23 protein-coding genes are annotated in these 26703 nt (G+C 45.4%); 17 read left to right on the top strand and 6 right to left on the bottom strand.

Annotated elements, in window-relative coordinates:
* Positions 1-50: 50 nt before the first annotated feature.
* Both H7F27_RS06060 and H7F27_RS06065 read left to right on the top strand, forming a co-directional pair.
* Complete coding sequence (locus tag H7F27_RS06060) at positions 51-911, top strand: carbohydrate ABC transporter permease (RefSeq protein ID WP_081638357.1); 861 nt, start codon at positions 51-53, stop codon at positions 909-911.
* Between the two features lie 23 nt (positions 912-934).
* Positions 935-2425, top strand: a complete 1491-nt coding sequence (locus H7F27_RS06065; protein ID WP_024122547.1) for an extracellular solute-binding protein — start codon at positions 935-937, stop codon at positions 2423-2425.
* A 39-nt stretch (positions 2426-2464) separates the two neighbouring features.
* On the opposite strand, the gene H7F27_RS06070 is transcribed toward H7F27_RS06065, so the two are convergent.
* Positions 2465-4780 carry a helix-turn-helix domain-containing protein gene (locus H7F27_RS06070; protein WP_106020285.1) on the bottom strand — a complete coding sequence of 772 codons (2316 nt, stop codon included), beginning with the start codon at positions 4778-4780 and terminating at the stop codon, positions 2465-2467.
* A gap of 207 nt (positions 4781-4987) precedes the next feature.
* Between H7F27_RS06070 and rmgP the strand changes: the two genes are divergently transcribed.
* The 6 genes from rmgP (at position 4988) to H7F27_RS06100 (ending at position 9821) form a co-directional block, all read left to right on the top strand.
* Positions 4988-5953 (top strand): polygalacturonan/rhamnogalacturonan ABC transporter permease, encoded by a 966-nt coding sequence (gene rmgP, locus H7F27_RS06075; RefSeq protein WP_024122546.1) that lies wholly within the window; start codon positions 4988-4990, stop codon positions 5951-5953.
* A 7-nt stretch (positions 5954-5960) separates the two neighbouring features.
* Complete coding sequence (locus H7F27_RS06080; RefSeq protein WP_185848930.1) at positions 5961-7082, top strand: glycoside hydrolase family 88/105 protein; 1122 nt, start codon at positions 5961-5963, stop codon at positions 7080-7082.
* Positions 7079-7582 (top strand): lipoprotein YteS, encoded by a 504-nt coding sequence (locus H7F27_RS06085; RefSeq protein WP_095714544.1) that lies wholly within the window; start codon positions 7079-7081, stop codon positions 7580-7582. The genes H7F27_RS06080 and H7F27_RS06085 overlap by 4 nt, the downstream gene beginning before the upstream one ends.
* A gap of 12 nt (positions 7583-7594) precedes the next feature.
* Positions 7595-8884: a Gfo/Idh/MocA family protein gene (locus H7F27_RS06090; RefSeq protein ID WP_185848708.1), complete on the top strand. Its 1290-nt coding sequence runs from the start codon at positions 7595-7597 to the stop codon at positions 8882-8884.
* A 21-nt stretch (positions 8885-8905) separates the two neighbouring features.
* On the top strand, positions 8906-9574 hold the full coding sequence (locus tag H7F27_RS06095) for a YesL family protein (protein ID WP_185848709.1): 669 nt from the start codon (positions 8906-8908) through the stop codon (positions 9572-9574).
* Positions 9575-9638: 64 nt separating this feature from the next.
* The gene (locus H7F27_RS06100; protein ID WP_003325003.1) at positions 9639-9821 is read left to right on the top strand and encodes a sporulation protein Cse60; all 183 of its coding nucleotides are present in this window, start codon (positions 9639-9641) and stop codon (positions 9819-9821) included.
* Positions 9822-9863: 42 nt separating this feature from the next.
* Here H7F27_RS06100 and H7F27_RS06105 read toward each other — a convergent pair whose 3' ends face one another.
* Together H7F27_RS06105 and H7F27_RS06110 are read right to left on the bottom strand one after the other, a co-directional pair.
* A complete protein-coding gene (locus H7F27_RS06105; RefSeq protein WP_024122541.1) occupies positions 9864-11396 on the bottom strand; it encodes a glycine betaine transporter OpuD in 1533 nt (510 codons plus the stop codon).
* 193 nt (positions 11397-11589) lie between these two features.
* Complete coding sequence (locus tag H7F27_RS06110; protein ID WP_185848710.1) at positions 11590-12852, bottom strand: BaiN/RdsA family NAD(P)/FAD-dependent oxidoreductase; 1263 nt, start codon at positions 12850-12852, stop codon at positions 11590-11592.
* 204 nt (positions 12853-13056) lie between these two features.
* On the opposite strand from H7F27_RS06110, the gene murJ reads away from it, so the two are divergent.
* Both murJ and H7F27_RS06120 read left to right on the top strand, forming a co-directional pair.
* Positions 13057-14694 (top strand): lipid II flippase MurJ, encoded by a 1638-nt coding sequence (murJ, locus tag H7F27_RS06115; RefSeq protein WP_024122540.1) that lies wholly within the window; start codon positions 13057-13059, stop codon positions 14692-14694.
* A 65-nt stretch (positions 14695-14759) separates the two neighbouring features.
* Positions 14760-15479 (top strand): pseudouridine synthase, encoded by a 720-nt coding sequence (locus tag H7F27_RS06120; RefSeq protein WP_101860104.1) that lies wholly within the window; start codon positions 14760-14762, stop codon positions 15477-15479.
* Between the two features lie 126 nt (positions 15480-15605).
* On the opposite strand, the gene H7F27_RS06125 is transcribed toward H7F27_RS06120, so the two are convergent.
* Positions 15606-15827: a DeoR family transcriptional regulator gene (locus H7F27_RS06125; protein WP_003152337.1), complete on the bottom strand. Its 222-nt coding sequence runs from the start codon at positions 15825-15827 to the stop codon at positions 15606-15608.
* Positions 15828-16114: 287 nt separating this feature from the next.
* Here H7F27_RS06125 and H7F27_RS06130 point away from each other — a divergent pair, with 287 nt between their 5' ends.
* Positions 16115-16825 carry an ABC transporter ATP-binding protein gene (locus H7F27_RS06130; protein ID WP_024122538.1) on the top strand — a complete coding sequence of 237 codons (711 nt, stop codon included), beginning with the start codon at positions 16115-16117 and terminating at the stop codon, positions 16823-16825.
* The gene (locus tag H7F27_RS06135; RefSeq protein WP_185848711.1) at positions 16822-17979 is read left to right on the top strand and encodes an ABC transporter permease; all 1158 of its coding nucleotides are present in this window, start codon (positions 16822-16824) and stop codon (positions 17977-17979) included. The genes H7F27_RS06130 and H7F27_RS06135 overlap by 4 nt, the downstream gene beginning before the upstream one ends.
* 35 nt (positions 17980-18014) lie before the next feature.
* Here H7F27_RS06135 and pbuO read toward each other — a convergent pair whose 3' ends face one another.
* Positions 18015-19313, bottom strand: coding sequence for a hypoxanthine/guanine permease PbuO (pbuO, locus tag H7F27_RS06140; protein ID WP_024122536.1), 1299 nt, complete (start codon positions 19311-19313; stop codon positions 18015-18017).
* A gap of 96 nt (positions 19314-19409) precedes the next feature.
* Between pbuO and pepV the strand changes: the two genes are divergently transcribed.
* Entirely contained in the window at positions 19410-20801 is a 1392-nt protein-coding gene (gene pepV / locus H7F27_RS06145) for a dipeptidase PepV (protein ID WP_185848712.1), read from the top strand.
* A 33-nt stretch (positions 20802-20834) separates the two neighbouring features.
* Here pepV and cysK read toward each other — a convergent pair whose 3' ends face one another.
* A complete protein-coding gene (cysK, locus tag H7F27_RS06150; RefSeq protein ID WP_038954259.1) occupies positions 20835-21770 on the bottom strand; it encodes a cysteine synthase A in 936 nt (311 codons plus the stop codon).
* A gap of 148 nt (positions 21771-21918) precedes the next feature.
* Between cysK and thpR the strand changes: the two genes are divergently transcribed.
* Genes thpR through pulA form a run of 4 tightly spaced genes read left to right on the top strand, consistent with a single transcriptional unit; the run spans position 21919 to position 26568 of the window.
* Entirely contained in the window at positions 21919-22470 is a 552-nt protein-coding gene (gene thpR, locus H7F27_RS06155; RefSeq protein WP_185848713.1) for an RNA 2',3'-cyclic phosphodiesterase, read from the top strand.
* Positions 22471-22493: 23 nt separating this feature from the next.
* Entirely contained in the window at positions 22494-23408 is a 915-nt protein-coding gene (locus tag H7F27_RS06160; protein ID WP_185848714.1) for a hypothetical protein, read from the top strand.
* A gap of 48 nt (positions 23409-23456) precedes the next feature.
* Positions 23457-24386 (top strand): YegS/Rv2252/BmrU family lipid kinase, encoded by a 930-nt coding sequence (locus tag H7F27_RS06165; protein ID WP_185848715.1) that lies wholly within the window; start codon positions 23457-23459, stop codon positions 24384-24386.
* Positions 24387-24411: 25 nt separating this feature from the next.
* Positions 24412-26568: a type I pullulanase gene (gene pulA / locus H7F27_RS06170; RefSeq protein ID WP_185848716.1), complete on the top strand. Its 2157-nt coding sequence runs from the start codon at positions 24412-24414 to the stop codon at positions 26566-26568.
* Positions 26569-26703: the final 135 nt, after the last annotated feature.

Raw genomic sequence — 26703 nt, forward strand, 5'->3', positions numbered from 1 at the left:
ATTAAAAATGATAACGCTTACAAAGGGAGGTGGGAACGATCGCACATTCACTGAAAAATCGCCTGTTTGATATTTTGATTTACGGATTTTTGCTGATGTTCGCTTTAATATGCGTACTTCCGTTTATTCATGTCATTGCGGCATCCTTTGCCACAGTAGAGGAAGTGGTTTCGAAAAAATTCATTTTAATACCGACCACTTTTTCGCTCGATGCCTATCGTTACATTTTTTCGACAGATATCATTTATAAAAGCTTGCTCGTTTCTGTGTTTGTGACAGTTGTAGGCACGGCGGTCAGCATGTTTCTTTCTTCATTGATGGCTTACGGTTTATCCCGCCGCGACTTAATTGGGCGGCAGCCGCTCATGTTTCTCGTCGTATTTACGATGCTCTTCAGCGGCGGAATGATTCCGACTTTCCTGGTGGTCAAATCGCTTGGATTGCTCGATTCTTACTGGGCCCTTATTTTGCCGACAGCGATTAATGCCTTTAACTTGATCATTCTGAAAAACTTCTTTCAAAACATCCCGGCGAGCCTGGAAGAGTCCGCAAAAATTGACGGCTGCAATGACTTGGGGATTTTCTTCAAAATTGTGCTGCCGCTGTCTCTTCCAGCGATCGCAACGATTTCACTGTTTTATGCGGTGACGTACTGGAATACGTATATGACGGCGATCTTGTACTTAAATGATTCAGCTAAGTGGCCGATTCAGGTGCTTTTGCGCCAAATCGTTATTGTATCAAGCGGGGTACAAGGGGATATGTCGGAAATGGGCTCGGGCAGCCCGCCGCCTGAGCAAACGATCAAAATGGCAGTAATAGTCGTAGCGACCATTCCGGTTCTGCTGGTCTATCCATTTATTCAAAAGCATTTTGCAAAAGGGGCTTTGCTGGGGTCTGTCAAAGGATAAAGAATATGAAACGGAGGGATATGATGGGAAACAAATGGAGAGTGCTTCTGATTGTGCTTGTATTTGCTCTCGGAGGAGTGCTGGCGGGCTGTAAAGGAGCTGATCAATCATCAGGCAAGGCGGACTCGGATTCAAAGGTAAAGCTGTCTATGATGGCGATTTTGTATCACCAGCAGCCGCCGAAAGACAGGGCGATCAAAGAAATTGAGAAGCTGACAAATACAGAATTGGACATCACGTGGGTTCCTGATGCGGTGAAAGAAGACAGACTGAATGCAGCGCTTGCAGCCGGCAATCTTCCGCAAATCGTGACGATTCAAGACATTAAAAATTCGTCTGTCATGAATGCCTTCAGATCGGGAATGTTCTGGGAAATCGGCGATTATATCAAAGATTATCCGAATTTAAACAAGATGAATAAACTCATTAATAAAAATGTCACAATCGATGGCAAGCTTTACGGGATATACAGAGAGCGTCCCCTCTCGAGACAAGGCATCGTCATTCGGAAGGACTGGCTGGACAATTTGAATTTGAAAACGCCGGAAACACTGGATGATCTTTATGAAGTTGCCAAAGCGTTTACAGAGAACGACCCGGACAAGGATGGAAAAGATGATACATTCGGATTGACTGACCGAAATGATCTGATTTACGGCGCTTTTAAGACGCTTGGCTCATATGAAGGCATGCCGACAGACTGGAAGGAATCAAATGGCACATTTACGCCTGATTTCATGACGAAAGAATACAAAGACACAATGGATTACATGAAAAAACTGCGTGATAACGGCTACATGAATAAAGACTTTCCGGTCACAAGCAAAACCCAGCAGCAGGAGCTGTTTTCTCAAGGAAAAGCCGGCATTTATATCGGGAATATGGTGGATGCTGTCAATTTGCGTGACAATGCTTCCGATAAATCAATGGAGCTGGAGATCATCAACCGCATAAAAGGTCCTGACGGAAAAGAGCGTGTATGGGCGTCAGGAGGGCATAACGGTGTATTTGCTTTTCCGAAAACGAGTGTGAAATCAGAAGCCGAGCTGAAACGGATCTTGGCGTTCTTTGACCGAATAGCCGAAGAGGACGTCTACAGCCTGATGACATACGGCATTGACGGGGTTCATTACAATAAAGGAAAAGGCAAAACATTCACAAGAAAAGAAAGCCAGGTAAAAGATTGGCAGACTGATATTCAGCCGCTGTCCGCCTTAATCGCCATTGATAAAGCCTACTTAAAAAACACCGGTGATCCGCTACGGACAGCGTACGAGGAGCTGACGGAAGACAATGAAAACATCATCGTCTCCAATCCGGCAGAGAGCTTGTATTCCGCCGCGGAGTCTGAGCGCGGAGATGAACTGAAAAAAATGATAGACGATGCCACCTATAAATATATGATCGGAGAAATTACAGAAAGCCAGTTTGATAAAGAAGTTGAAAAATGGGAAACAAGCGGAGGAAAGCAGATTATTCAGGAATACGAGGAAGCGTTTAAAAAAACAAAGTGATATTGAAAAAACCCAAAACGCACTAGCGGTTTTGGGTTTTTATATGCTTCTTTTTTGCTGGCGGTAGTTGCCCGGTGTGATGCCTTCCAGCTTTTTAAAGGATCTGATAAAGTTTTGCGAGTTTTTGTATTTGAGCTTTTCAGCTATGTCTTTCACCGCCATGTCGGATTCAGCCAGCCAGCTTTTTGCCATATGGTGGCGGTAATTCGAGACATACTCGCTGAATGAAATGCCCATTTCTTTTTTGAAAATACTGCTTAAGTAGTTCGGGTTGTAATGCAGCCTGCGGGCAATTTCGTCCAGCGTTAAATCGGATTCAAACTCATGGTGGATGATATGGATTATGTTGTCGGAAATATTCTTGTACTGTGCATCGGCCCGGGCATTTACTTTGTCTGTCATCGGATCAATGAATTCTTGCTTCAGCCAGTTTTCAGTATCCTCGAATGTCTTCAGCTCAAAAATTTGGTCATACAGCATTTTGTTTTCTTCAAGCTCAAATAGTTCAATTCCGAGTACATGCATCAGTTCAATGACATGATTCAGAAAACGGGCGATTGCGATCTGAAATTGGTACGGGTTGGTGTTGTGTGTAAAAATCGACTGTAAAATCGCGTGCAGGCATTTGTCTGCTTTCTCCTTGTCACCGGCTTTTACAGCATCGAACAGCTCATGCTGAAGCTGCTTCGGAAAATGGGTTTTGAACGTTTTTTTCTGATCCAGGTCTTCATAAAAGATTATCGATTTGTTTTCTGCTTTCAGCCGGTATTTTAACGCTTCTAAGCCTTCCGCATAAGCGTTTTTCGCCATTGCTAATGCATCAAACGGCTGGCTGACGCCGATGCTGACAGACAGGTGCAGCTCAGCTTCAACTGTATCCTGAATCATCCGGGCGATATCATTCAGCTCGGCCATAAATGCCTCTTTTGTCCCGCTTTCATTCATCAATATGGTTGCCTGCTGTTTATCGACTACCGCTGGTGCGAGGTGTTTTTCCGCGGGGATGTTCCGCTCAATCAGGCTGTTGACGGCAAACAACAGCAGATCCATATCTTTTTTCTCATACGGTGTCTGATTCAGCGTGTCAATTTGGAGCACCAGCAGGGCGAGGTGGCGCCAATTTTGTTTTAAGCCGAGGCTTTCAAAGCGGTTATTGACCTCCTCATCCGTCAGTTTTCCAAGCATAAGTCTGACCATAAAATATTGCTGAAGATGAGTGGCCTGCTGCCTCATTGTTTCTTCAAGATCGTCATTTCTGTTTTTGAGCTGCTTGAAGCTTTGCTCGATTAATTCAAACTCGTTTTGATGAGGCTGTTTTTCTGGAAAGGCTCCGTGCCGCGCAAACGATTCATAAAGCAGCCGGATCGGCTTATAAAAATGACGGGAGCCCAGCCAAGAGAATAACAATGAAAGCGCTAACAAAATGAAACATACCGTAAAGGTGATCCAGCCGATCGACTTGGCTTCTTTTTTTAGTTCGGGCAGGGAAACGAGAGAAAAATAAGTCCACGTGTTATAGTCTGATTTTTGATAGGTCACTTTATAATGAATGCGGTCAATGGCTGTTTCAAACTGGCCGCTTTTGGAGCTTTGCGCCAGCATTTTTTTGACAAAATCGTCGTTTTGAAGAGAATCGCCTATATCAGACATGTTGTTGTGAAGGATGATACGGCCTTTTTCATCAATGATAAACACGCTGTTTGCGCTTGAATAATCAGGCATATTTTTAACGAGTGAACAGCTTGGGATGCTTGCGGCTGCCAGTCCCTTCGTGTTTGTGCTGTTCAGCGGGAGCTGCTTAATCAAATTGATATTATACCGGCAGCTTTCTGAAGCGCCTTCCTTTGTGGAGATCAAACGGTTGTTTTTTTCCAGCGTCCAATAGGACCGGCTCGCTTTGTTTTTCGAATACGCCTCGGCTGCTTCATGAAGGGAGTCCGTATTCATGCGGTACAAACCGGAATTGTTCATGTACCAGTTTTTCATATAGCTGACAAGCGTCATGTTGGACAAATCGGTATCAAAGCTTTGCAAATAGTTGAGCTCTTGGTTCACTTGGTCATAGATTTGAAATTGGTCAGAGTGCAAAGGCTCGGACAGTGTGCGGAGGAGAGGCGGCGAACTCACATAGTGGGTTAAAGAATGATCGACGGTTTTTAGGATGTGCTCGATGCTTAGCTGGGTCTGCTGGAGTGTGTCGAGTTTTTCCTCCGAAACGTTGGAGATGGCCGTTTTCTGAGAGTGCTCGTACGAAAACAAACCGACCAAAATGACGGGAATGGTGCTGAGTAAACAAAAAAACGTGATGAGTTTGTAATAAAACTTGTATTGGCTTCTTTTCATAAAACCCCCCATTTCATAACACCTTAATACAATTAATCCAAAGATTGATAGATATTGTCAATAATCATTTTCTAATATCGGTGTCTTTTTTTCAGATAGAGAGGCAAAACCCTTGATGACAAAGGGCTCAGGCAGAATGTGATCATATGATTGTAGACGGACTTTTGCACGCTGCGCTACAGTGAAAACAAGAACCCGTGAAAGGAGGCTTTGAAAAAGATGAAAACAGCAGAAGCGCAAGCGCCGGCTGTAGACGCAGTCATGTTTAAAAAAGAAAAAAGAAAGCGCTTACTAAATAAGCTGCTGCAGCAAAAGTTTTTGTACTTTATGATTTTGCCGGGATGTATTTATTTTTTGCTTTTTAAATATGTTCCAATGTGGGGAATCGTGATTGCGTTTCAGGATTATCAGCCGTTTCTCGGCATTTGGGGCAGCGAGTGGGTCGGGCTGAAGCATTTTATCAGGCTGTTTACAGAGCCTACATTTTTTGTCCTGTTAAAAAATACGCTCGTGCTCTTTGCCTTGAATCTGGCCATTTTTTTTCCGGTGCCAATTTTATTAGCGCTTCTTCTAAACGAAGTGCGGATTGCACTCTTTAAAAAATTCGTTCAGACGCTGATTTATATTCCGCACTTTATGTCCTGGGTCATTGTTGTATCGCTGTCATTTGTGCTTTTGACAGTAGACGGGGGCCTGATTAATGAACTGATTACGTTTTTTGGCGGTGAAAAAATCAATTTTCTGCTGAATGAAGAATGGTTCCGTCCGCTGTATATTCTGCAGGTCATCTGGAGAGAAGCGGGCTGGTCAACGATCATCTACCTGGCCGCAATGACGGCGGTTGATCCTCAGCTTTATGAAGCGGCGAAAATGGACGGAGCGGGACGGCTGCGGCAAATGTGGCATATTACGCTGCCGGCTATCAAAAGCGTCATCGTCGTTTTGCTGATTTTAAAAATCGGGGACACGCTGGAGCTTGGCTTTGAGCATGTATATTTGCTGTTAAACGCCACAAACAGGGAAGTCGCGGAAATTTTTGATACGTACGTTTATACTGCGGGGCTGAAACAGGGCCAATTCAGCTACAGTACAGCGGTCGGCGTATTTAAAGCGGCGGTCGGGCTGATTTTGGTCATGCTTGCGAATCGTTTGGCGAAGAAATTTGGCGAGGAAGGAATCTATTAAGAAAGGGATGGTATCAATGGATCAATCAATCGCTGTAAAGTCGCCTCTTACGTATGCGGAGGCATTGGCAGAAACGATTATGAACACGTATACAGTTGAAGAGCTGCCGCCTGCAAACCGCTGGCACTATCATCAGGGCGTTTTCTTATGCGGGGTTTTGCGTCTTTGGGAAGCAACCGGACAGAAACGGTACTTTGATTATGCGAAATCTTATGCGGATCTCCTAATTGATGATTACGGCAATCTATTATTTAAAAGAGACGAACTCGACGCGATTCAGGCGGGCCTTATTCTTTTTCCTTTATACGAAAAGACGAAGGATGAACGCTATGTAAAAGCGGCAACAAGGCTGCGGGGCTTATACGGAACGCTGAACCGAACGTCAGAGCAGGGGTTCTGGCATAAGGACGGCTATCCATATCAAATGTGGCTTGACGGTTTATATATGGGCGGGCCGTTTGCACTGAAATATGCCAATTTGAAGCACGAGCCGGAGCTGTTTGACATGGTTGTGCTTCAGGAAGGCCTGATGAGAAAGCATACGAAGGATCCAAAGACCGGGCTCTTCTATCATGCGTGGGATGAAGCGAAAAAAATGCCTTGGGCCAGTCAAGAGACAGGCTGCTCTCCGGAGTTTTGGGCGCGTTCAATCGGCTGGTACGTCATGTCACTCGCAGACATGATTGAAGAGCTGCCTGAGAAGCACCCAACCCGTCATGTCTGGAAAAAAACACTGCAGGACATGCTCGAAAGCATCTGCCGCTGCCAAGACAAGGAAACAGGATTATGGTATCAGATCGTTGACAAGGGCGACAGATCTGACAACTGGCTGGAAAGCTCGGGATCGAGCCTGTATATGTATGCCATCGCTAAAGGAATCAATAAAGGATATCTCGACAGATCCTATAAAACGCCTTTGTTAAAAGCGTATCAAGGGCTGATTCAGCATAAAACTGAAACAACAAAAGACGGCGCGTTTCTCGTCAAAGACATATGTGTCGGAACGTCGGCAGGATTTTATGATTATTATGTCAGCCGGGAACGGAGCACAAACGACCTTCACGGGGCGGGAGCGTTTATTTTGGCGATGACAAAATTGGAAGCGCTTCTCGGGTCAGACGAAAAATGAAAAGATCTCTATGTGCGGCTGTATGTGTGATCGTCTCGTTGCTGTTTTTGGCTTCGTGCTCAAGCAGACCGGACGGCATTCATGTCATCCTGTTTTCAGATATGCAGGCAGGCGTACAGGATAACATAAAAGAGGCCGCTGAAAAGAAGGCAGGCAGGGCAGAAATTTTTCCCGCTTTGCCGGAAAAGCTGCTGACTGAAATTACGGCTCGCGAGGGTGACGTCTTTATCGTGCCTGAAGACTTGTTTGCAGCTTACGATGATCCGGAAAATTTTCAGCCGTTAGACGGATTGTCACTGAAACATTCATCGCCCTATACAGCCGTAAATCAAAAAACGGGAGAAAAAACAGTCTATGCCGTTCTGATTGAGAAAGGGGAAAAACAGCTGAACGGCTATTCTTTTCGGCTGAATCGAAATATGGCGGCGTTTATCCCTGTATACTCCGAAAAAACAGAGGAAGCGCTGCAGCTGATTTCCCAATTAACAGAAGTCCGATAGGGGTGGGGACCATTGAAAAGCATCGTCATTTGCGGATTAAGCAGCAGAGCCCTCAGCATGTTTATCAAACCGCTGCTCAAACTGTTTTCATCCACTTATGAAATTACGGGATTGCTGGATGCCGATCCGAAACGATTCGCCGTCTGCAAAGAGGCATTTCCGGAGCTTGCACAAGTACCGGAGTATAAAGAAGAAGATTTTGACAATATGATGAGCGTTTCGAAGCCAGACATTGTGATTGTGACGGGAAGGGATGACACCCATATCACCTATATATTGAGAAGCCTTCAGTGGAATACGGATGTCATAACGGAAAAACCGATGGTGACGACGGTGCAGGATGCAAAGCGGGTGCTTGAGGCAGAAGCGAAAAGCAAAGGGAAGGTTACTGTCGCGTTTAATTACCGCTACAGCCCGTATCATCGGAAAATCAAAGAAATGATTTTAGAAGGAAAAATAGGAAGGGTCACGTCTGTTGATCTGAATTGGTATATTGATACCTATCACGGCGCCAGCTATTTTAAACGCTGGAACCGATCCAGGCAATTTTCCGGCGGCCTTTCTGTCCATAAATCCACACATCATTTCGATCTGGTGAATTGGTGGCTCGGCCAAAACCCGGCGGAGGTATTTGCTTACGGCGAGTTGAATTACTACGGGCCGGACAGTGAGTGGAATCCGCTGCCGGAAGAAGACGGGCGTTTTTGCGGCACATGCCGGGTCAAAGAGAAATGCCATTACTATGCGAGATGGCACCCTCGTGCCTCTAAAGCTTCTGTAAAGGATGATCATCTCAAGGCGGATGCAGACCAGTCAAGCTTATATACCGCATATCGCCCTGACGCGTGCATTTTTGACGAGGAGATCGACATTGAGGATACGTATGTGGCGGCTGTCAAATATGACGGCGGTGCGCTTTTAAGCTACTCGATCACATTTTCCGCTCCGTACGAAGGCTACCGCCTTACGATAAACGGGACAAAAGGACGCATTGAATCAAATGAATTCCATGAGCCTTCCAGAATTCCGTTTGCTTTTCCAGAGCAGACGATTGAGTATTATCCGCTTTTTGAATCGAAGCAAACCATTCAAGTCGTCAAAAACGAGGGAGGACACGGCGGAGGTGATCCGCTTTTACTTGCTGATCTATTTATAGGCAAAGATCCGCTGCGCCAGTATGACATTTTGGCCGGAGCCGAAGCCGGAGCCTATTCTATCGCGGTCGGTGAGGGAATATGGCGCTCCGTTGTTGAAAAGAAACCAATTGATATTAAACAGCTTTTTCATATGCAAAATGTATAAAAGCGAAGAGGAGGGGCTTTCGTGGAACATGACGGATCAATGGCACGGGTGCTGCGTTTTTGCGAGTGGATCATGAGGTTTGTGTATACCAATTTGCTTTGGCTGCTTTTTACGATCATCGGTCTCGGAGTGTTCGGTGTCATGCCCGCGACTGCCGCTTTATTCGCTGTTATGCGAAAATGGATTCAGGGTCAGGATCACGTTCCGGTGCTGCCAACTTTTTGGCGGGAATACAAAGCTGAATTTCTCCGTTCCAATCTGATCGGTGCTGTACTGGTGTTAATCGGTTTGATCATTTATATCGATTTGGCCTTTATTTACCCGAGCCACTACTTATTGCATATCCTGCGCTTTGCTATTATGATATTTGGCTTTCTGTTTGTATCAATGCTTTTTTATGTGTTTCCGCTGCTCGTCCACTTTGATTGGAAAAAGCGCCTGTATTTTAAGTTTTCCCTCTTGCTGAGTGTGGCGTACTTACAATATACCCTCGTCATGCTTGCGCTGACGGTCGCGCTCTTCTTCCTGCTGGCTTATCTGCCGGGAATTGTCCCTTTTTTCAGCGTCAGTCTCATCAGCTACTGCCACATGAGGATCGCTTATGCCGTCTTGGTGAAGCTAGAGCAGCAGGACCATGAACCGGCAAAGAAGCATCCTGCACCAGGAGCTATTTATCCGGAGACGAGGTAAACATTTTCTCTATCATATATTGATTCCAAACGGAATAGATTGATAGAGAAAGGAGAGCGGATAAATGCTGAAGGTGGCAGTGTTTGATGAAGAGCATGAAAAAGATTTGCAAACGGAGATCAATTCATTTTTGAAAGGAATATCGGAAGAGCAGCTGGTTGATATCAAATATACGGTTTCAGCGGCATGTGACCCTGAAGGCGAGCAGCTCTACTGTTTTTCCGCACTCATTCTATATCGAAAATAAAAAAGATCTTCCCGCGGACTGCGGAAAGATCTTTTTTTATGATTAAGCCTTTTTCACTCTTGGGCTTCTTGGTTTCTGGAATTTCTCTGCTGCTCTAATTTCTTTTCGTTCTCTTGCCAATGCTTTATAAAGGGCAGCAATCATGAGCAAGATAACAATTGAAAATGGCAGTGCCGCCAGAATCGCTGTGTTTTGCAAAGCGGCAAGTCCGCCGGAATACAAGAGCGCAGCTGCCATAGCAGACTGAATGATGCCCCAGCTGAGTTTGACTGAGTTAGCCGGGTTTAATGAACCGTATGTCGTCTGCATACCAAGGACAAATGTCGCTGAATCAGCTGATGTAATAAAGAACACGGCGATCAGGATCAATGCCAGGATAGACGTGATCATTGTCAGCGGATAGTGATCCAGTGTTCCGAAAAGCATCGTTTCGGAAGACTGCTTCGCCACATTAAAGATACCTTTTTGCTGAAGGTCCATTGCGGAAACACCGAAAATGGAGAACCATAGGAAAGCCAAAATACATGGTGCCACCAGGACGCCGATCAAAAATTCACGGATTGTCCGGCCTCGGGATACACGAGCGATGAAAATGCCGACAAATGGAGACCAGGAAATCCACCATGCCCAATAGAAAATCGTCCAGCCGTTGATCCATTCACGTTTGCCTGGATCGTTCGGCGCCAGTCTGAAGCTCATTTGAACAATGTTTTGAATATACTGCCCAATTGAATCTGTAAGTGAGTTCATGATCAAAACGGTAGGTCCGACAACCAGCATAAACAGCATCAGCAATCCGGCTAGTACCATATTGGTGTTGCTTAAATACTTAATGCCTTTTCCGAGTCCGCTCCAAGCCGATAGTAAAAAGAGCACTGTTACAATAACAATCAAAATCAATTGAACGATAAAATGATTCGGAATTCCGAATAGGTAATTCAATCCGCCGTTAATTTGAGTTGCGCCGATCCCCAGACTCGTTGCAACGCCGACAACTGTAGCGAAAACAGCAATACAGTCAATCAGTTTACCGATCGGGCCGTTTACTTTATCGCCGAGAATCGGAGTCAGTGTGCTGCTGATTAATCCAGGCGCGTCTTTGCGGAATTGAAAATATGCGATACATAATGCCACGACGGCATAAATGGCCCAAGCGTGCAGTCCCCAGTGGAAAAACGTGTACCGGAGCGCATCTCTGAAGGCTTGGGGGGTTTCTGTTTCACCTGATGGAGAGCTAATTGCGTAATGGCTGATCGGTTCAGCCGCACCATAGAATACTAAGCCGATTCCCATGCCTGCACTGAACAGCATGGCAAACCAAGATAATAACCCGAATTCCGGTTTTTCATCCGGTTTCCCCAGTTTAATTTTTCCAATCGGGCTGACAATTAAAAAGAGACAGAACCCGACAAACAAAGAGACAACTAATAGATAATACCAACCAAATGAATCTGTTATAAACGATTGTGCCGATTGAGACACGTTTTGCAGGCTGTCAGGAGAAATAACGCCCCACAAAACGGCTGCGGCTGTGATGACAATCACAATCCAAAATACACTAGATATATTCTTCAAACATTCTCACCCTCTGACTTTTTTGTGTACGCCTATATCTTCCTCGCAGGCTTAGTATGGTCGTACGATGGCAGATCATTCCTTCCTGTAAATTACCCCGCAATCAGGTGAAACAAAACAAATCTCACCCTAACATTTTTGCGGGAAATTTTCAAATGCCCGGCATGCTGTAAGAGTTTGAAAAGTCTAAGGTTTACGTACGGGAAAAGCGTCCGGCATTCAGTCCGGCGAGTCTGCCTGTGACGAGCGCAGATGTGATATTGTATCCGCCTGTATAACCGTGGATATCTAAGATTTCGCCGCAAAAATACAGGCCGTCCATTTTTTTAGACGCCATCTTTTTCGGGTCAATCTCCTTCACCGATACACCGCCTCCTGTGACAAACGCTTTGTCTAGAGACAGTGTGCCGTTTGCGAGAACGGTAAATTGCTTGCAGTCTTTGACAAATTGTCTGAAAGGCTCCTTCGGCAGCTCAGAAAATGATATGTTCGGTGAAATGCCGTTCTTTTCGAGCAGGAAAAGAAGGTAGCGCTCCTGCATCCAAGGCTTCAGCACATTTTTTAACGCTTTTTTCGGCGCGTCTTTCAGCTCCTTGTACATCTTTTGGAATAGCGTTTCTTCATTGATATCCGGAAACAAATCAATTCTGACGGGCACTTCCGGCTGTTTTTTCAGCTCTTTCACGATAAACTGGCTGCACCTGAGTATGGCGGGGCCTGAGAGACCGAAATGAGTGAACAGCATGTCCATCTTATGTGTGATAATGGCTTTGCCTTTTTTGTTTAATACACTGACGGCGACACCTCTGAGCGATAAACCCTGCAATGTTTTTTTCTTAATAAACGGCTCGGCAGATGTGACGGGCACCTCTGTCGGGAACAGCTCTGTTATTGTGTGGCCTGCGGCTTCGGCCCATTCATAGCCATCACCCGTGCTGCCGGTATGGGGAACGCTTTTTCCGCCAACCGCGATAATGACTGCCTGACTATGAATCACTTCGCCATTATTCGTCACAATGCCTGCTGTATGTCCATCTTCATATGTAACAGATTTGATTTTTTCGTTCGTTCTGATCGTCACACGCAGCTGTTTCAGCCTGTTTAAGAGCGCGTCGACAACACTTTGCGCTTTGTCTGTCACCGGAAACATCCGGCCGTGATCCTCTTCCTTCAATTTGATCCCGAGATTTTCAAAAAACTTGATAATATCTTCGTTATTAAATTCAGAAAACGCACTGTATAAAAAACGGCCGTTGCCGGGGATGTGCTTAATAATTTCTTCGACAGGAAGGCGGTTTGTCACATTGCAGCGGCCGCCTCCGGATATGGCAAGTTTACGGCCTAACTTATTTCCTTTATCTATTAACAAAACATCAGCACCCTGTTCTCCGGCTGCAATGGCAGCCATCAGACCTGAAGGGCCTCCGCCGATTACAATTACGTCATACTGCTTCATCTTTATCATCAACTTTCTTTTTACATTTCGTGTGCGGAACGCTGTCCGCAGTACTATTATAGCGAAAGACAGGTTCTGCTTAAACGTATTTTGCCGCAAACTTGCATTGTTACTGAGATTGCTTTTGTATTTATTACCGTCTATATGCCCAGTTGTGTTAAAATAGAAAAGTTGAATCTTCGTAGAAAATGGTGATGAAGAAACATGTCAAGCAAACTGTTAAGAGGCACGTTTGTGTTAACGCTCGGTACATATATTTCACGGATACTGGGAATGGTTTATTTAATTCCTTTCAGCATCATGGTCGGAGCGACAGGCGGTGCGTTATTTCAATACGGATACAATCAATACACTTTATTTTTGAACATTGCCACAATGGGCTTTCCGGCCGCCGTTTCTAAATTTGTTTCCAAATATAATTCCAAAGGGGATTATGAAACAAGCAGAAAAATGCTGAAGGCGGGCATGTCGGTTATGCTTGTAACGGGAATGATTGCCTTTTTTATACTATATTTATCTGCTCCGTTTTTTGCGGAAATATCGCTTGGGGGCAAAGATAATAACGGTTTGACGATTGATCATGTCGTATATGTCATCCGCATGGTCAGCTTAGCGCTTTTAGTCGTGCCGATTATGAGTCTTGTGCGCGGATTTTTCCAAGGTCACCAAATGATGGGGCCGACGGCTGTCTCTCAAGTTGTTGAGCAGATTGTCCGCATCATCTTTTTATTGAGTGCGACCTTCTTGATTTTGAAAGTCTTAAACGGCGGCCTTGTGATCGCTGTCGGTTATGCAACCTTTGCAGCTCTGATCGGTGCCTTCGGCGGGCTGATCGTATTGTATATTTATTGGAACAAACGAAAAGGCAATCTGCTGGCGATGATGCCTAATACGGGGCCGACAGCAGATTTAAGCTACAAGAAAATGTTTTTCGAGCTCTTCAGCTATGCCGCTCCCTACGTGTTTGTTGGACTAGCCATCCCTTTGTATAACTATATTGATACAAATACGTTTAACAAAGCCATGATTGAAGCGGGGCATCAAGCTATCAGTCAGGACATGATGGCCATTCTGACACTTTACGTGCAGAAGCTCGTGATGATCCCGGTTTCTCTTGCGACGGCATTCGGACTGACCTTAATTCCGACGATCACAGAATCGTTTACAAGCAGAAACTACAAGCTGTTAAATCAGCAGATCAACCAGTCGATGCAGACGATCCTGTTTTTAATTATTCCGGCTGTTGTCGGTATATCGGTATTAGCAGGCCCTGTGTACACGTTCTTTTACGGATCAGAGAGCCTTCATCCTGAATTGGGGAAAGATATCCTGTTTTGGTATTCGCCAGTTGCGATCTTGTTCTCTTTGTTTACTGTCAACGCCGCCATATTGCAGGGCATCAATAAGCAAAAATTTGCGGTTGCCAGTCTTGTGATCGGTGTCGTGATCAAACTTGTGCTGAATGTCCCGCTGATTAAGCTGATGCAGGCTGACGGCGCTATTTTAGCTACGGCACTCGGGTATACTGCTTCACTTATATACGGATTTATCATGATCAAACGGCATGCCGGCTATTCGTATAAAATATTAGTGAAACGGGGCGTTCTGATGCTGCTCTTGTCAGCAGTGATGGCGATAGCCGTTAAAATCGTCCAGTGGGTGTTAAGCTTTTTCATCTCCTACGAGGATGGCCAGCTGCATGCTGCGATCGTCGTGCTGATTGCTGCTGTGGTCGGCGGAGCTGTCTACCTGTATTGCGCTTATCGTTTAGGGTTTTTACAGAAAATATTCGGCCGCCGTTTACCGGGGTTCTTAAAGAAAGGCAGACATGCTGCTGATTAACAGAATATGTTGAAACAGAGGGCTCGCTTGATGCGGGCTTTCTTTTATAGGAAGGAGAGATTGGCATGAGACTAGATAAACTGCTTGCCAACAGCGGGTATGGTTCGAGAAAAGAGGTCAAATCGATTGTGAAAGCGGGAGCCGTCATGGTCGACGGAAAGCCGGCAAAAGATGTTAAGGCGCACGTGGACCCTGATGCGCAGGAGGTGACCGTTTATGGCGATCCGATTGATTACCGCGAGTTTATTTATATCATGATGAATAAACCGCAGGGCGTGCTGTCAGCGACTGAGGACAGCCGGCAAAAGACAGTGGTCGATTTGCTGACGCCGGATGAACTTAGATTCGAGCCGTTTCCTGCCGGCCGGCTTGATAAGGATACAGAAGGATTTCTGCTGCTGACAAATGACGGTCAGCTCGCTCACCGGCTGCTATCGCCGAAAAAGCATGTTCCGAAAACGTATGAGGTCCACTTAAAGTCGCAAATTTCGCCAGAAGACATCAACAGCTTAGAGACTGGGGTATTTATTGAAGGCGGCTACAAAACAAAGCCGGCACAAGCAGAAATAAAGGCAAACGATAAAGGGCATACCGTGATATACCTGACGATAACAGAAGGGAAATATCATCAAGTCAAACAGATGGCAAATGCTGTCGGCAATGAAGTCATTTATCTGAAGCGGCTCTCAATGGGACGCGTATCCTTGGATCCTGCTTTGGAGCCGGGAGAATACCGTGAGCTTACAGAAGAAGAACTTGAATGGCTGAACGAGCCGCAAGCATGAAAAAATCCCGCATCACACATGCGGGATTTTTATTATATATATAAGCACACAAAAACAAGGCTAAGAACGCTCCTCGCCCTGTATCTATCAGGCCGCTCACAGGGCGGCCCTATGTAATTTTTAATGTTATGAGGTAATCTTTACTTTCTTTCTCGTTGTCTCCCATTTGCCACGGCTTGGACTATGAACAAGATCATTATATGCTAACACATTTAAGTCTCTTTGAATCGTTCTAGGTGTAATGCCGAATTCGTCAACCAGTTCCTGTGTTGTCACAAGGCCTTTCTCTTGAATAAACATGTAAACTGATTTGATTCGAGTTAGCATACGGTTTGTTGAAGGTTTCAAAAAACCACTCCCTATCATAAGATCGGATGGACTTGACTAACCACAACTCACGACTATCAACTGCGTACGAAATAGCAACTAAGGCAGACATCTGTAATATTTAAATAATTCGCCTTCATTATACACGATTTCGCCGCGGTGAATCTAGGAATAAGTATGATAAATTTTTTCCAATTTGAGTTTGGCCGCCATCCTTGTTGGATTACTATGTATTTCAGCACAATATTATTATGGATAAAGAAACTTTTTTTATTCTGTTTCGTATGTGATTTGGGGGGTGAGTGAGATTGAGAATGTTGTTGGAAGCATCGATAGAGCAAGCAGGGTATACAAGCCGAAAAAAAGTGCTCACCGATGTTTTATTGGAAGTCAGAGAAGGGGAGCTTGTCGGATTGATTGGAGCGAACGGCGCTGGAAAAAGTACTGCCATCAAGGCGATACTCGGCCTCTCGCAAGACTTTAAAGGGACTATCGCTTGGAATGATTGCTCGTTTGCTTATATTCCGGAGCACCCGTCCTTTTATGAGGAATTAACGCTGTGGGAGCATCTCGACCTGATCAGCACTTTGCACGGCATTGGTCAGAGTGAATTCGAATACCGTGCCCAAAGTCTTCTTGAAACATTTTCGCTTGATCATGTCATGCATGAGCTGCCGGTGACGTTTTCGAAGGGCATGCAGCAAAAGCTGATGCTGATTCAGGCCTTTCTTTCTAAGCCTGATATGTATGTGATTGATGAACCGTTTATCGGCCTTGACCCGATATCGACAAAACGCTTTGTGGACATGCTGAAGGCTGAGAAAGATAGAGGAGCCGGCATTCTCATGTGCACACACGTACTTGATACCGCGGAAAAAATCTGCGACCGGTTTTACATGATTGATAAAGGTTCTTTGTTTCTTCAGGGAACGTTAAAAGATATTCAAGAGCAGACAGGGTTAGACGGGCAGTCATTGCTTGACTGTTTTTATACGGCGATTCAAGGAGGAAAGGCATGAACGGGCGCTCTCTCTTTTTTCGAAGGTGGCTGGATTTTTACCGATATCAGTTTAAGGTGCTGCATGCTGTCATTGATTGGACGGTTGCGCTCTACATTGTCCTGCCGGCGCTTGCTTTTGTGATTTATCAGTATGTGGAGTGGACGAATGGAAACGGCCTTCTTTACGAGTGGTCTGAGAGAGTCGAATGGAGATGGTTATACGCTGTCGGTATACTGATTGTTTGTACAGGCTCCATCCATACTTTTTTACTGGAAGCGGACCAGGTGTTTTTGCTGCAAAAGAAAGCGATCATTCGCCAGATGAAACAATACGCATTGGTGTATTCTTTATTGTTCACGTTCGCCAAATGGCTGTTGCTCTTTTTTCTTTTTCTTCCATTTATCATTGATTCTGTTCGCGTCACTATTCCAGAAAGCGCTGCTCTATTGATCAATGCATTCGGTCTTCATACGCTCTTTTTATCCTTGAAGCAGGACAGGGTCAGAAAACCAAGAATTATTTGGAGACAGATTGCAGACTTTTTTCTCAAGGCTGTGCTTTTGGCGTGTTCTTTTCTCATGATTACCTTTACTGAGTGGCACTTGCTCTCGCTTGCCGGTGTTTTGTTTTTTATTTTTGCTTTCATACGCAGTTTGAAAAAGACGGCTTCATTTTCGGCTTTTGAGGCAGAGGTGCTTGAGGAGAAAAAAATCAGGCTCACTCTTGCAGGTCTTGTAATGATGACGAGCCAAGATGTGAGAATGCCGAGAGTAAAGGACAGGATGAGGAGAAAACCACTATTATTCCGGAATTCAAAAAGGATATTTAAGAAACGGACAATGTATACAATTTATAAAGAATTGTTTTTTAAAGTCATGCTGAGGAATGGGGAATATGCGAGGCATCTGTATATGCTTTTGTCGGCTTTTACGGTTTTAACAGTCGTTTCCCCGATCTTTCTTAAGGTGATTGCGCTGCTGGTTTATACAGGTGTTTGCCGTTATGTGCTTTCGCTTATTTTTGACAAAGTGATGGATGCGCCGATCTTAATTGGGGCTGATAAGGAAAGTGATGAATATTACCGGGCCAGAAAAAGCTGTGTGAACACGCTGCACTATGCTTGTGTTGCCTGCTGCTTTTTGGCGGCTGCTATCTCTTTTTTGGTGAAATAAAAACCCAAACGGATGCCGTTTGGGTTTTCTGTATGTTATAGAATAAATAGCTGGATGAAAAACAGAACGGCAAATGCGAGGACGAGCGGATGAATGTCTCTCCATTTTCCCCGTGCTGCTTTCACAATCGGATACGAAATAAAGCCAAGCGCAATTCCTGTGGAAATGCTTGATGTAAGAGGCATGGTCAGAACAACGAGAAATGCCGGAAATGCCTCGTCCATCTCCTTCCAGTTAATATTCGACACCGAGCCCATCATCAGGCTGCCGACAATAATCAAAGCCGGTGAGGTGATGGCGGATATGCCGGATAAGGCGCTGACAAGCGGACTGAAAAACATCGAAGCTGCAAACAATACCGCGACAGTTAAAGACGTAAGACCTGTTCTTCCCCCGGCTGCGACGCCAGCTGAAGACTCGACAAACGCGGTTGTCGGACTTGTTCCGAAAACAGCACCGACTGTGGTCGCCGTTGAATCAGCAAGCAGCGCTTTTCGCGCGTTCGGGAGCTTGTTGTTTTTCATCAATCCGGCTTGCTCGGCCACACCGATCATCGTACCGGTCGTATCAAAAATCGTTACAAGCAGAAATGAAAAGACGACAGCGTACAGGCCGTGATGGATCACATCGCCAAAAGCGGAGAACGGATTTGAAATAATCAATCCCTCAGGCAAATGCGGAAAAGACATAAAGCCTTTAGGAAAATGCAGCTGGCCGGTAAAAAACGCGATCAAAGCGGTAGCTGCCATTCCGATAAATAACGCTCCGCTTACATTCAGCACCATCAGGATCACACTGATCAATAAGCCGATCAGCGTTAAGATAACCGCTGGCGAATGAAGGTTGCCGAGTGTGACCAGATTTGATTTATCAGCCGTAATAATTCCCGCCTGCCGTAAACCGATAAACGCAATAAAAAGCCCGATCCCTGTGGTGATCCCGTATTTTAAATTGTTTGGAATCGCTTCTATCAGTTGTTTTCTTAAAGGCGTTAACGATAGAATAATGAAGAGAACCCCTGCTGTGAATACTGCGCTGAAAGCTGTTGCGTACGTGATGCCGCCGCCGCTTGCGCCTACAACGTGATAGGCTAAGTAAGCGTTTAAGCCCATGCCGGGCGCAATGGCAATCGGATAATTTGCAGCCAGGGCCATCCACAGCGTTCCGACAATGGAGGCGATAATCGTTGCGGTAAAGACCTGGTCAAAAGGAACTCCGGCATTCGCTAAAATGACCGGATTCACCACTACAATATAGACCATTGTGAAAAAGGTCGTCAATCCAGCTATGATTTCTTGTTTAATCGATGTTTGCTGCTCTTTTAGATGAAACATAGTAACCTCCAATTACGAACGTTTTAACAAAACACCATTAATATTATTCGTTTTATTTAGTTTTTGCAAGTGATTTATTGCAGAAAGGGGATCATTATGAACTGGGAAGTCGAAGTGATCAGAAAAAAAGATGATTTGATTCGCGATACGCAGGAATTCTTGAGAATCAACAGTGTAATGGACGAAACAACAGCCGGGCCCGGCAAACCATTCGGAGAAGGGGTAAATGCCAGCTTGACCTCTTTGCTTGAGCTTGGAGAAAAAGAAGGATTTTCCGTAAAAAATCTTGACGGGTTCGCCGGTCATATCGAATGGGGCGAGGGTGAAGACATTGTCGGCGTTCTTTGCCATGTTGATGTTGTACCGCCCGGAGACGGCTGGACAAGTGATCCGTTTTCAGCGGACATCCGAAACGGACGGATTTATGCAAGGGGCGCCATTGACGACAAAGGTCCGACGATGGCGGCGTTCTACGCGCTGAAAATCGTCAAAGACATGAATCTGCCGCTTTCTAAACGTGTCAGAATCATTATCGGAACAGATGAAGAAAGTGATTGGAGATGTGTGGAGCATTATTTCAAGCACGAAGAAATGCCGAATCTCGGTTTTGCGCCAGATGCAGATTTCCCGATTATTAACGCGGAAAAAGGGATTATTGATGCTTCACTGCTCATCCCGCACCGCGCAAACGAAGCCGCTTCAGAAACAGTTCTTGCCTCGTTTACATCAGGTCTCCGTTTAAACATGGTGCCAGACGCTGCGGAAGCTGTTCTTGAAGGATCAAATATAGAAGAGGTTCTTGCCTCATTTAAAGACATGCTCCGCGCAACGGATCAAAAAGGTGAAGCTGAGATTGAGAATGGGCAGCTGATCTTGCGCATGCACGGACTTTCCTGCCATGCGATGGAACCGAACAATGGAGTGAATGCCGGCATCAAACTGGCAGAATTTTTGCGCCAGACTAAGCTGGATGAAGCCGGACAGCGTTTTGTTCAAGTCGTGACAGACAAATTCTCAGATGATACGAGAGGAAAGAAACTGAATATTGACTGTGAGGATGAGATTAGCGGAGAGCTGACATTAAATGTCGGAACACTGCGCTATACAGAAGGGCAAGGAGGCGAGCTTGGAATCAATATCCGCTATCCGGTAACGGCGGAAAGCAAAATGATTCGCGATGCGTTTGAAAGCGCCGCTGAATTTGAGCTTGAAGAATTTAAAGACAGCAAGCCGCATCACGTATCAGCGGACCATCCGCTAGTCAAAACACTGCAAAAGGTATATGAAGGCCAATTAGGCAAAAAAGCTGATTTAATTTCAATCGGCGGGGGAACGTATGCAAGATCTTTGAAAGCCGGCGTCGCATTCGGACCGCTGTTCCCCGGACGTCCCGATAGTGCGCACCAAAAGGATGAATATATTGAAATTGATGATCTCCTCAGAGCGACTGCTTTATATGCGCAGGCCATCTACGAACTTGCAAAATAAAAGGACCGGCTTCTTCTGAAGCCAGTCCTTTTTTTACACAAATGACCATAAATCAGTTGATAAATAACGTTCCCCGGTATCAGCTGTCATACAGACAACGACTTGATCAGGAGAGAGACGTTTGGCGGCTTCAATCGCCGCGAAGCAGGCAGCGCCTGAAGAAGGCCCGACGAGAATTCCTTCCTCCGCAGCAAGGCGTCTGGTTGTCGTATAAGCATCCTCATCAGTGATTTTGATAATTTCATCATATACATCTTGATTTAAAACTGGAGGAATGAAGCCTGGGCTTGTCCCAACCAGCTTATGCGCACCCGGTTTTCCGCCTGATAATACCGGAGACCCCGCAGGCTCGACAACATGAACCAAAATATCCGGGAAAAGTTCTTTTAGCGCTTCACCGGTGCCTGTAATGGTCCCGCCAGTACCGGAAGAAGCTACAAAAGCGCCTAGCGGTTTTCCGATTTCTTTTATTGCCCGGGCAATTTCCAGAGCAGTTGTTTTTCGATGCGCGTCAGGATTTGCGGTATTATCAAACTGCATCGGAATGAAGCTGTTCGGAATTTGTTCGGCGAGCTCTTTTGCTTTTTTAATGCTGCCGGGCATTCTTTCCGATCCGGGAGTTAACACAACCTCTGCACCATAGGCTTTGAGGAGGTTGATCCGCTCCTTCGTCATTGTATCCGGCATTACTAAAATCGCTTTATAGCCGCGGGCCGCCGCATTCATGGCGAGTCCGATTCCGGTATTTCCGCTGGTTGGCTCAATGATAACTGAGCCAGGCTTGAGTAAGCCGTTTTGTTCTGCTTCTATGATCATATTGTAAGCGGCTCTGTCTTTCACACTGCCGCTTGGATTGAAAAATTCAAGTTTTAAATAGACTTGTGCTGCGTTTTCCGGCTGAAGCCGATTCAATCTCACAAGCGGTGTATCTCCTATAAGATCAGAAGTGTTTTCAAAGATTTTCAACATTGTCATTCCTTTCTGAATAAAACAAGTGTCATATAATATCCTAACATAATAAACGGTTGCGCGAGAGTGTTTTCATATGCGGTTCCTCTATTCGCGCAGCCTCTTTATTGATAAAATAATAGCAGTCAAAGAAGGGAGTGTCAGACGGATGTCAGATATCCGGCCTCATTATTTCATCGGCGTGCCCATTCCGCCGGAAATTGCAAATCCGATTTACCAGGCTGCGAAAAGCGAGCCGGCGCTCACGTTTCAAAAATGGGTGCACCCGCTTGACTACCATATCACGTTAATTTTTCTCGGTGCGGCGGACGAAGCGCAAATCAAGCAGCTTGAAGGCTCGCTTGCCGAGATAGCTGTTGATGCCAATCCGTTTACAATTGAGTTTGACAAAATAGATGTGTTCGGAGACCGCAGGCAGCCGCGCGTGTTACATTTGGAGCCGAAGAAGAATACGGCGCTCGAAACACTGCGGGAGCATACAAAACAAGCTGTTCTTCAAGCAGGCTTTAAAGTGGAAAAGAGAGCGTATCATCCCCATATGACGCTGGCAAGAAAATGGACAGGCCAAAAGGGATTTCCGGCGCAGATCCCGTTTAAAAGCGGTGAGGTTTCAACGGCTATTGAACGATTTTCACTTTTTCAGACACACTTAAATCAATCACCAAAATATGAGGAAAAATACAAATTTTATTTAACTTAATTCATGCGGAGTGGAGAAACAAAATGGCACAAATCATCAAAATACATGATTATATATCGAGATATGAACTTGATCCGTACCATTATATGAATCAGTTTATACGGCTGAAAAAAGAGCGCTGGATTTCATTATTAGAAGCAGCGGAGCGCCAGCATGAAGAAAGACAAGCCAGTGCTGAACAGCTGGAACCGGTGCAGAAACGAAAAAAATTTTCATTGAAAAGAAGAAAAGAAGAGATAGAAGCCGATATACAAGAAGAGAGACACCAATGGTTTGAGGAAGAAGACGATCTGAACGTAAGGCTGCCGAAGAGCAGGATGGCGCTTGCTTCCTTTTATAAAAGACATTTATATGAATTTCAGCTCAAATGGGCAAGCTCTACTCTTTCCGAGATGTCAAATCTGTCAAACCAGGTGAAGCAGGACCGCATTTTGCATTTTCTGGCCCAGCAGCTTCCTGATTCTTATTTTATTATGTATAAGCCTGTGCTCAAAATTCAGCAGGCGGCAGTAGAATTAAGCATAGTGATCATTTCACCTCTTGACATTTTTTGCGTTTCTTTTATAGAGGCAGAGGAAGACAGTGTGTACATAGGATCTAAACATCGTTTTTGGGAGAAGAAAACAGGCTCTCAGACTGAATCGGTATTAAATCCGGCGTTGAGTCTGTTTCGGACGGGATCTGTGGTGTCGAAGATCGTAAAGGAAAAAGGCGCTGATATTCCAGTCTCGAAATTACTCCTGAGCAGAACGTCATACATTGATTGCCCCGAACCGCCGTACGGTCTGGAAATAGTGGACAAACGGGGCTTGGCGGACTGGATGGAGAGGCAGAAGAAAAACACTGCTCCGATAAAACATCATCAATTAAAGGCTGCAAAGGCTTTGTTGTCTTATTGCCTGTCAGACTCCTATCGCAGACAAGAGTGGCTGGAGTAAAGCAGAACGATTTGAGCGGTTTTCTCATAACATAAGCAGGTGAGAAAGATGAGCCAATGGTTTTTTATTATTAATCCGGCAGCAGGGCATCGAAAAGGCCTGCGTGTTTGGAAGTCGATACAAAAGGAATTACTGAAACGAAAGATTGAGCACCGCTCATTTTTAACTGAACATCCGGGACACGCCGAGGTTCTCGCCCGGCAGATTTCAACAATACAGGAACATAAGCTGAAACGCCTGATCGTTATCGGCGGAGACGGAACGATGCACGAAGTCGTCAACGGGCTGAAAGATGTTGACGATATCGAACTGAGTTTTGTGCCGGCTGGCGCGTACAATGATTTTTCCAGAGGATTCTCCATTAAGAAAATAGATCTGATTCAGGAAATCAGACAGCTGAAGCGTCCGTTAACGCGAACGTTTCATTTGGGAAGCATTAATTTGCTTCAGGATAAATCGCAGGTTCTTTATTTTTTGAATCATATCGGAATCGGCTTTGACGCATATGTCAATAAGAAGGCGATGGAATTTCCATTAAAACGGGCGATCCATTTTCTGCGCCTCCGCTTTGTTGTCTATCCGCTTTCCCATTTGTACGCGTCGGCTACCTTTAAGCCGTTTTCGTTGGCTTGTACAATTGAAGGAGAGACACAGGAATTTCATCATGTCTGGTTTGCGGTCGTCTCCAATCATCCGTTTTACGGAGGCGGCATGAAGGCGGCCCCGCTTGCGAATCCGCGCGAACAGGCATTTGATATCATCATTGTTGAGAATCTGCCGTTTTTGAAAAAGTATTGGTTTTTATGCTTGATGACATTTGGAAAACACACCAAAATGGACGGCGTGACGATGTTTAAAGCGAAAGACATTACGTTTTACACGAAGGACAAAATTCCGTTCCATGCTGACGGAGAAATCATGGGTACAACCCCATTCCGTCTGGCATCGAGTCCCTCACCCTTACGGATCAAAACATAAACGTTTTTGGAGGAGAGAGATTCTGATGGTCTGTATCCAACGCAGCTTTGAAGCGTATGCCGATGAAATGAATATCATTACGGTTCTGATTCCTGCTGATCAAAAAGATACCTTTACGCCGCCTTTTCAGCTTGAGACAGATACAGCGGAAATTCCTCTGACAGTCAGTCAGGAATGGCAAATAGAAGGGAAATACAAGTATGTATGTGTAGCTGAACAGCCGGTGGCTTTCGGAAAAACGCATCATGTCAAAGCATCTGGCGGCGGAAAAACGGATCTCCAAATCGGGGCGGTTGTCAGGACGGATGCGTTTGATGCTGCATTTTATTATGACGGAGAGCTCGGAGCTGTTTACGCTTCGGATTATACTGAATTTAAGGTATGGGCGCCTGCTGCGACGTCAGCTGCCGTCAAGCTGTCACATCCCGAAAAAAGCGGGCACACGCTTCAAATGACAAGAATGGAAAATGGAGTATACGCCGTTACAGCGGCTGGAGATCTGCACGGTTATGAGTATGTGTACCGGATTTGCAACAATTTAGAATGGACAGAAACGGTTGATCCGTATGCAAAAGCTGTGACGGTCAACGGAGAGAAGGGTGTCGTGCTGCGCCCTGATCAAGCAAATTCGGCTCCTTCGCTTACACCATTTTCAGACCCCGTTGAAGCCATTATTTATGAGATGCACATCCGAGACTTCTCCATTTATGAAAACAGCGGTATGAAGAACAAGGGGAAATATGCGGCGCTTGCTGAAACGGACACCAAAACGAAAAATGGCAGTTCTACAGGACTTTCTTATTTAAAAGAGCTTGGCGTTACGCATATAGAGCTTTTGCCGCTAAACGATTATGCCGGAGTTGATGAAGAAAACCCGCTTGCCGCCTACAATTGGGGCTATAATCCGCTTCATTTTTTCGCCCCGGAGGGAAGCTATGCCTCCAATCCTCACGACCCTCAGACAAGAAACACAGAAGTAAAACAAATGATTCACACCCTGCATCAGCATGGCCTGCGTGTCATTCTGGATGTTGTTTATAACCATGTATACCAAAGAGAGCACTCGCCCTTTGAAAAAACGGTGCCCGGTTATTTCTTCCGGCATGATCAATTCGGAATGCCTTCGAATGGCACCGGCGTCGGGAATGACATCGCCTCAGAAAGGCGGATGGCAAGGAAATTCATTACGGATTGTGTCTTGTATTGGCTGAAGGAATACGATGTCGACGGCTTCCGCTTTGATCTGCTCGGCATTTTAGATATTGAAACGGTTCTTCATATGAAAGAAAAAGCATCTGAGGTAAAGCCCGGAATCCTTCTCTTTGGGGAAGGCTGGGATTTGGCAACACCGCTGCCGCCTGAACAGAAAGCGACATTGGCGAATGCATCGAAAATGCCGGGCATCGGTTTTTTTAATGATTCGTTTCGTGACGCTGTTAAAGGGAATACCTTTCATATCGCGGCGGCGGGTTTTGCTCTTGGGAACGGCGAAAAAACGGAAACAGTCATGCGCGGGATCGCCGGATCTTCCGGGTGGGAAGAGACAGACCCGCTTGTGTCTGCGCCGAGCCAGTCCATCAATTATGTCGAGTCGCATGACAACCACACTTTTTGGGATAAAATGAGCCTCGCGCTTCCTCAAGAAAGTGAGAGCCGAAAAAGAAGCAGGCAAAAGCTGGCGTCTGCAATCATTCTGCTGGCCCAGGGAGTGCCGTTTATTCACAGCGGACAGGAATTTTTCCGGACGAAACAGGGGGTGGAAAACAGCTATCAATCCAGTGACAGCATCAACCAGCTGGACTGGTCGCGGCGTGAAACATTCAAGCAGGATGTTGACTATGTCCGCAGGCTGATTTCGCTCAGAAAAGCGCATCCGGCATTCCGGCTTACGTCATCAGCCGATATTCAGCGCTGCCTTGAATGTCTGGCTCTCAAAGAGCACCTTATTGTATACCGGCTGTTTAACCTCGGCGCAATCGACGAATGGGAAGAAATCATTGTCATCCATCATGCCAGCCCCGATTCTGTTACATGGCAGCTGCCGAAAGATAAGGCTTACCGCCTTCTATGTGATACTGACGGGTTTCGTGCTGATCATGGAGAAATCAAGAAAGCGGTTGCTGTAAACGGCATCGGAACGGTTATCTTATATTTAGCACGAGATCTTACGAGTTTTGCTTGACGAAGTTTGTGCTATAGCGCTAAAATTTAAAAGACGGCTATTGATTAGCATATGAGACTCTCAATAGCTGTCTTTTTTATTTTTCATACGATTCGTACGAAAAAGGCATTCGCTGGATAGACTGAAGACGAATAG

Origin of the sequence: Bacillus sp. PAMC26543 (assembly GCF_014250375.1) — a bacterium.
Lineage (GTDB): Bacteria > Bacillota > Bacilli > Bacillales > Bacillaceae > Bacillus > Bacillus halotolerans.

What these genes read in the sequence shown, in the direction of transcription:
- H7F27_RS06065 (WP_024122547.1), top strand. Translation starts at nt 935, where the DNA reads ATGGGAAACAAATGGAGAGTGCTTCTGATTGTGCTTGTATTTGCTCTC.
- H7F27_RS06070 (WP_106020285.1), bottom strand. Translation starts at nt 4,780, where the DNA reads ATGGGGGGTTTTATGAAAAGAAGCCAATACAAGTTTTATTACAAACTC.
- rmgP (WP_024122546.1), top strand. Translation starts at nt 4,988, where the DNA reads ATGAAAACAGCAGAAGCGCAAGCGCCGGCTGTAGACGCAGTCATGTTT.
- H7F27_RS06080 (WP_185848930.1), top strand. Translation starts at nt 5,961, where the DNA reads ATGGTATCAATGGATCAATCAATCGCTGTAAAGTCGCCTCTTACGTAT.
- H7F27_RS06085 (WP_095714544.1), top strand. Translation starts at nt 7,079, where the DNA reads ATGAAAAGATCTCTATGTGCGGCTGTATGTGTGATCGTCTCGTTGCTG.
- H7F27_RS06100 (WP_003325003.1), top strand. Translation starts at nt 9,639, where the DNA reads ATGCTGAAGGTGGCAGTGTTTGATGAAGAGCATGAAAAAGATTTGCAA.
- H7F27_RS06110 (WP_185848710.1), bottom strand. Translation starts at nt 12,852, where the DNA reads ATGAAGCAGTATGACGTAATTGTAATCGGCGGAGGCCCTTCAGGTCTG.
- murJ (WP_024122540.1), top strand. Translation starts at nt 13,057, where the DNA reads ATGTCAAGCAAACTGTTAAGAGGCACGTTTGTGTTAACGCTCGGTACA.
- H7F27_RS06120 (WP_101860104.1), top strand. Translation starts at nt 14,760, where the DNA reads ATGAGACTAGATAAACTGCTTGCCAACAGCGGGTATGGTTCGAGAAAA.
- H7F27_RS06135 (WP_185848711.1), top strand. Translation starts at nt 16,822, where the DNA reads ATGAACGGGCGCTCTCTCTTTTTTCGAAGGTGGCTGGATTTTTACCGA.
- pbuO (WP_024122536.1), bottom strand. Translation starts at nt 19,313, where the DNA reads ATGTTTCATCTAAAAGAGCAGCAAACATCGATTAAACAAGAAATCATA.
- pepV (WP_185848712.1), top strand. Translation starts at nt 19,410, where the DNA reads ATGAACTGGGAAGTCGAAGTGATCAGAAAAAAAGATGATTTGATTCGC.
- cysK (WP_038954259.1), bottom strand. Translation starts at nt 21,770, where the DNA reads ATGTTGAAAATCTTTGAAAACACTTCTGATCTTATAGGAGATACACCG.
- thpR (WP_185848713.1), top strand. Translation starts at nt 21,919, where the DNA reads ATGTCAGATATCCGGCCTCATTATTTCATCGGCGTGCCCATTCCGCCG.
- H7F27_RS06160 (WP_185848714.1), top strand. Translation starts at nt 22,494, where the DNA reads ATGGCACAAATCATCAAAATACATGATTATATATCGAGATATGAACTT.
- H7F27_RS06165 (WP_185848715.1), top strand. Translation starts at nt 23,457, where the DNA reads ATGAGCCAATGGTTTTTTATTATTAATCCGGCAGCAGGGCATCGAAAA.
- pulA (WP_185848716.1), top strand. Translation starts at nt 24,412, where the DNA reads ATGGTCTGTATCCAACGCAGCTTTGAAGCGTATGCCGATGAAATGAAT.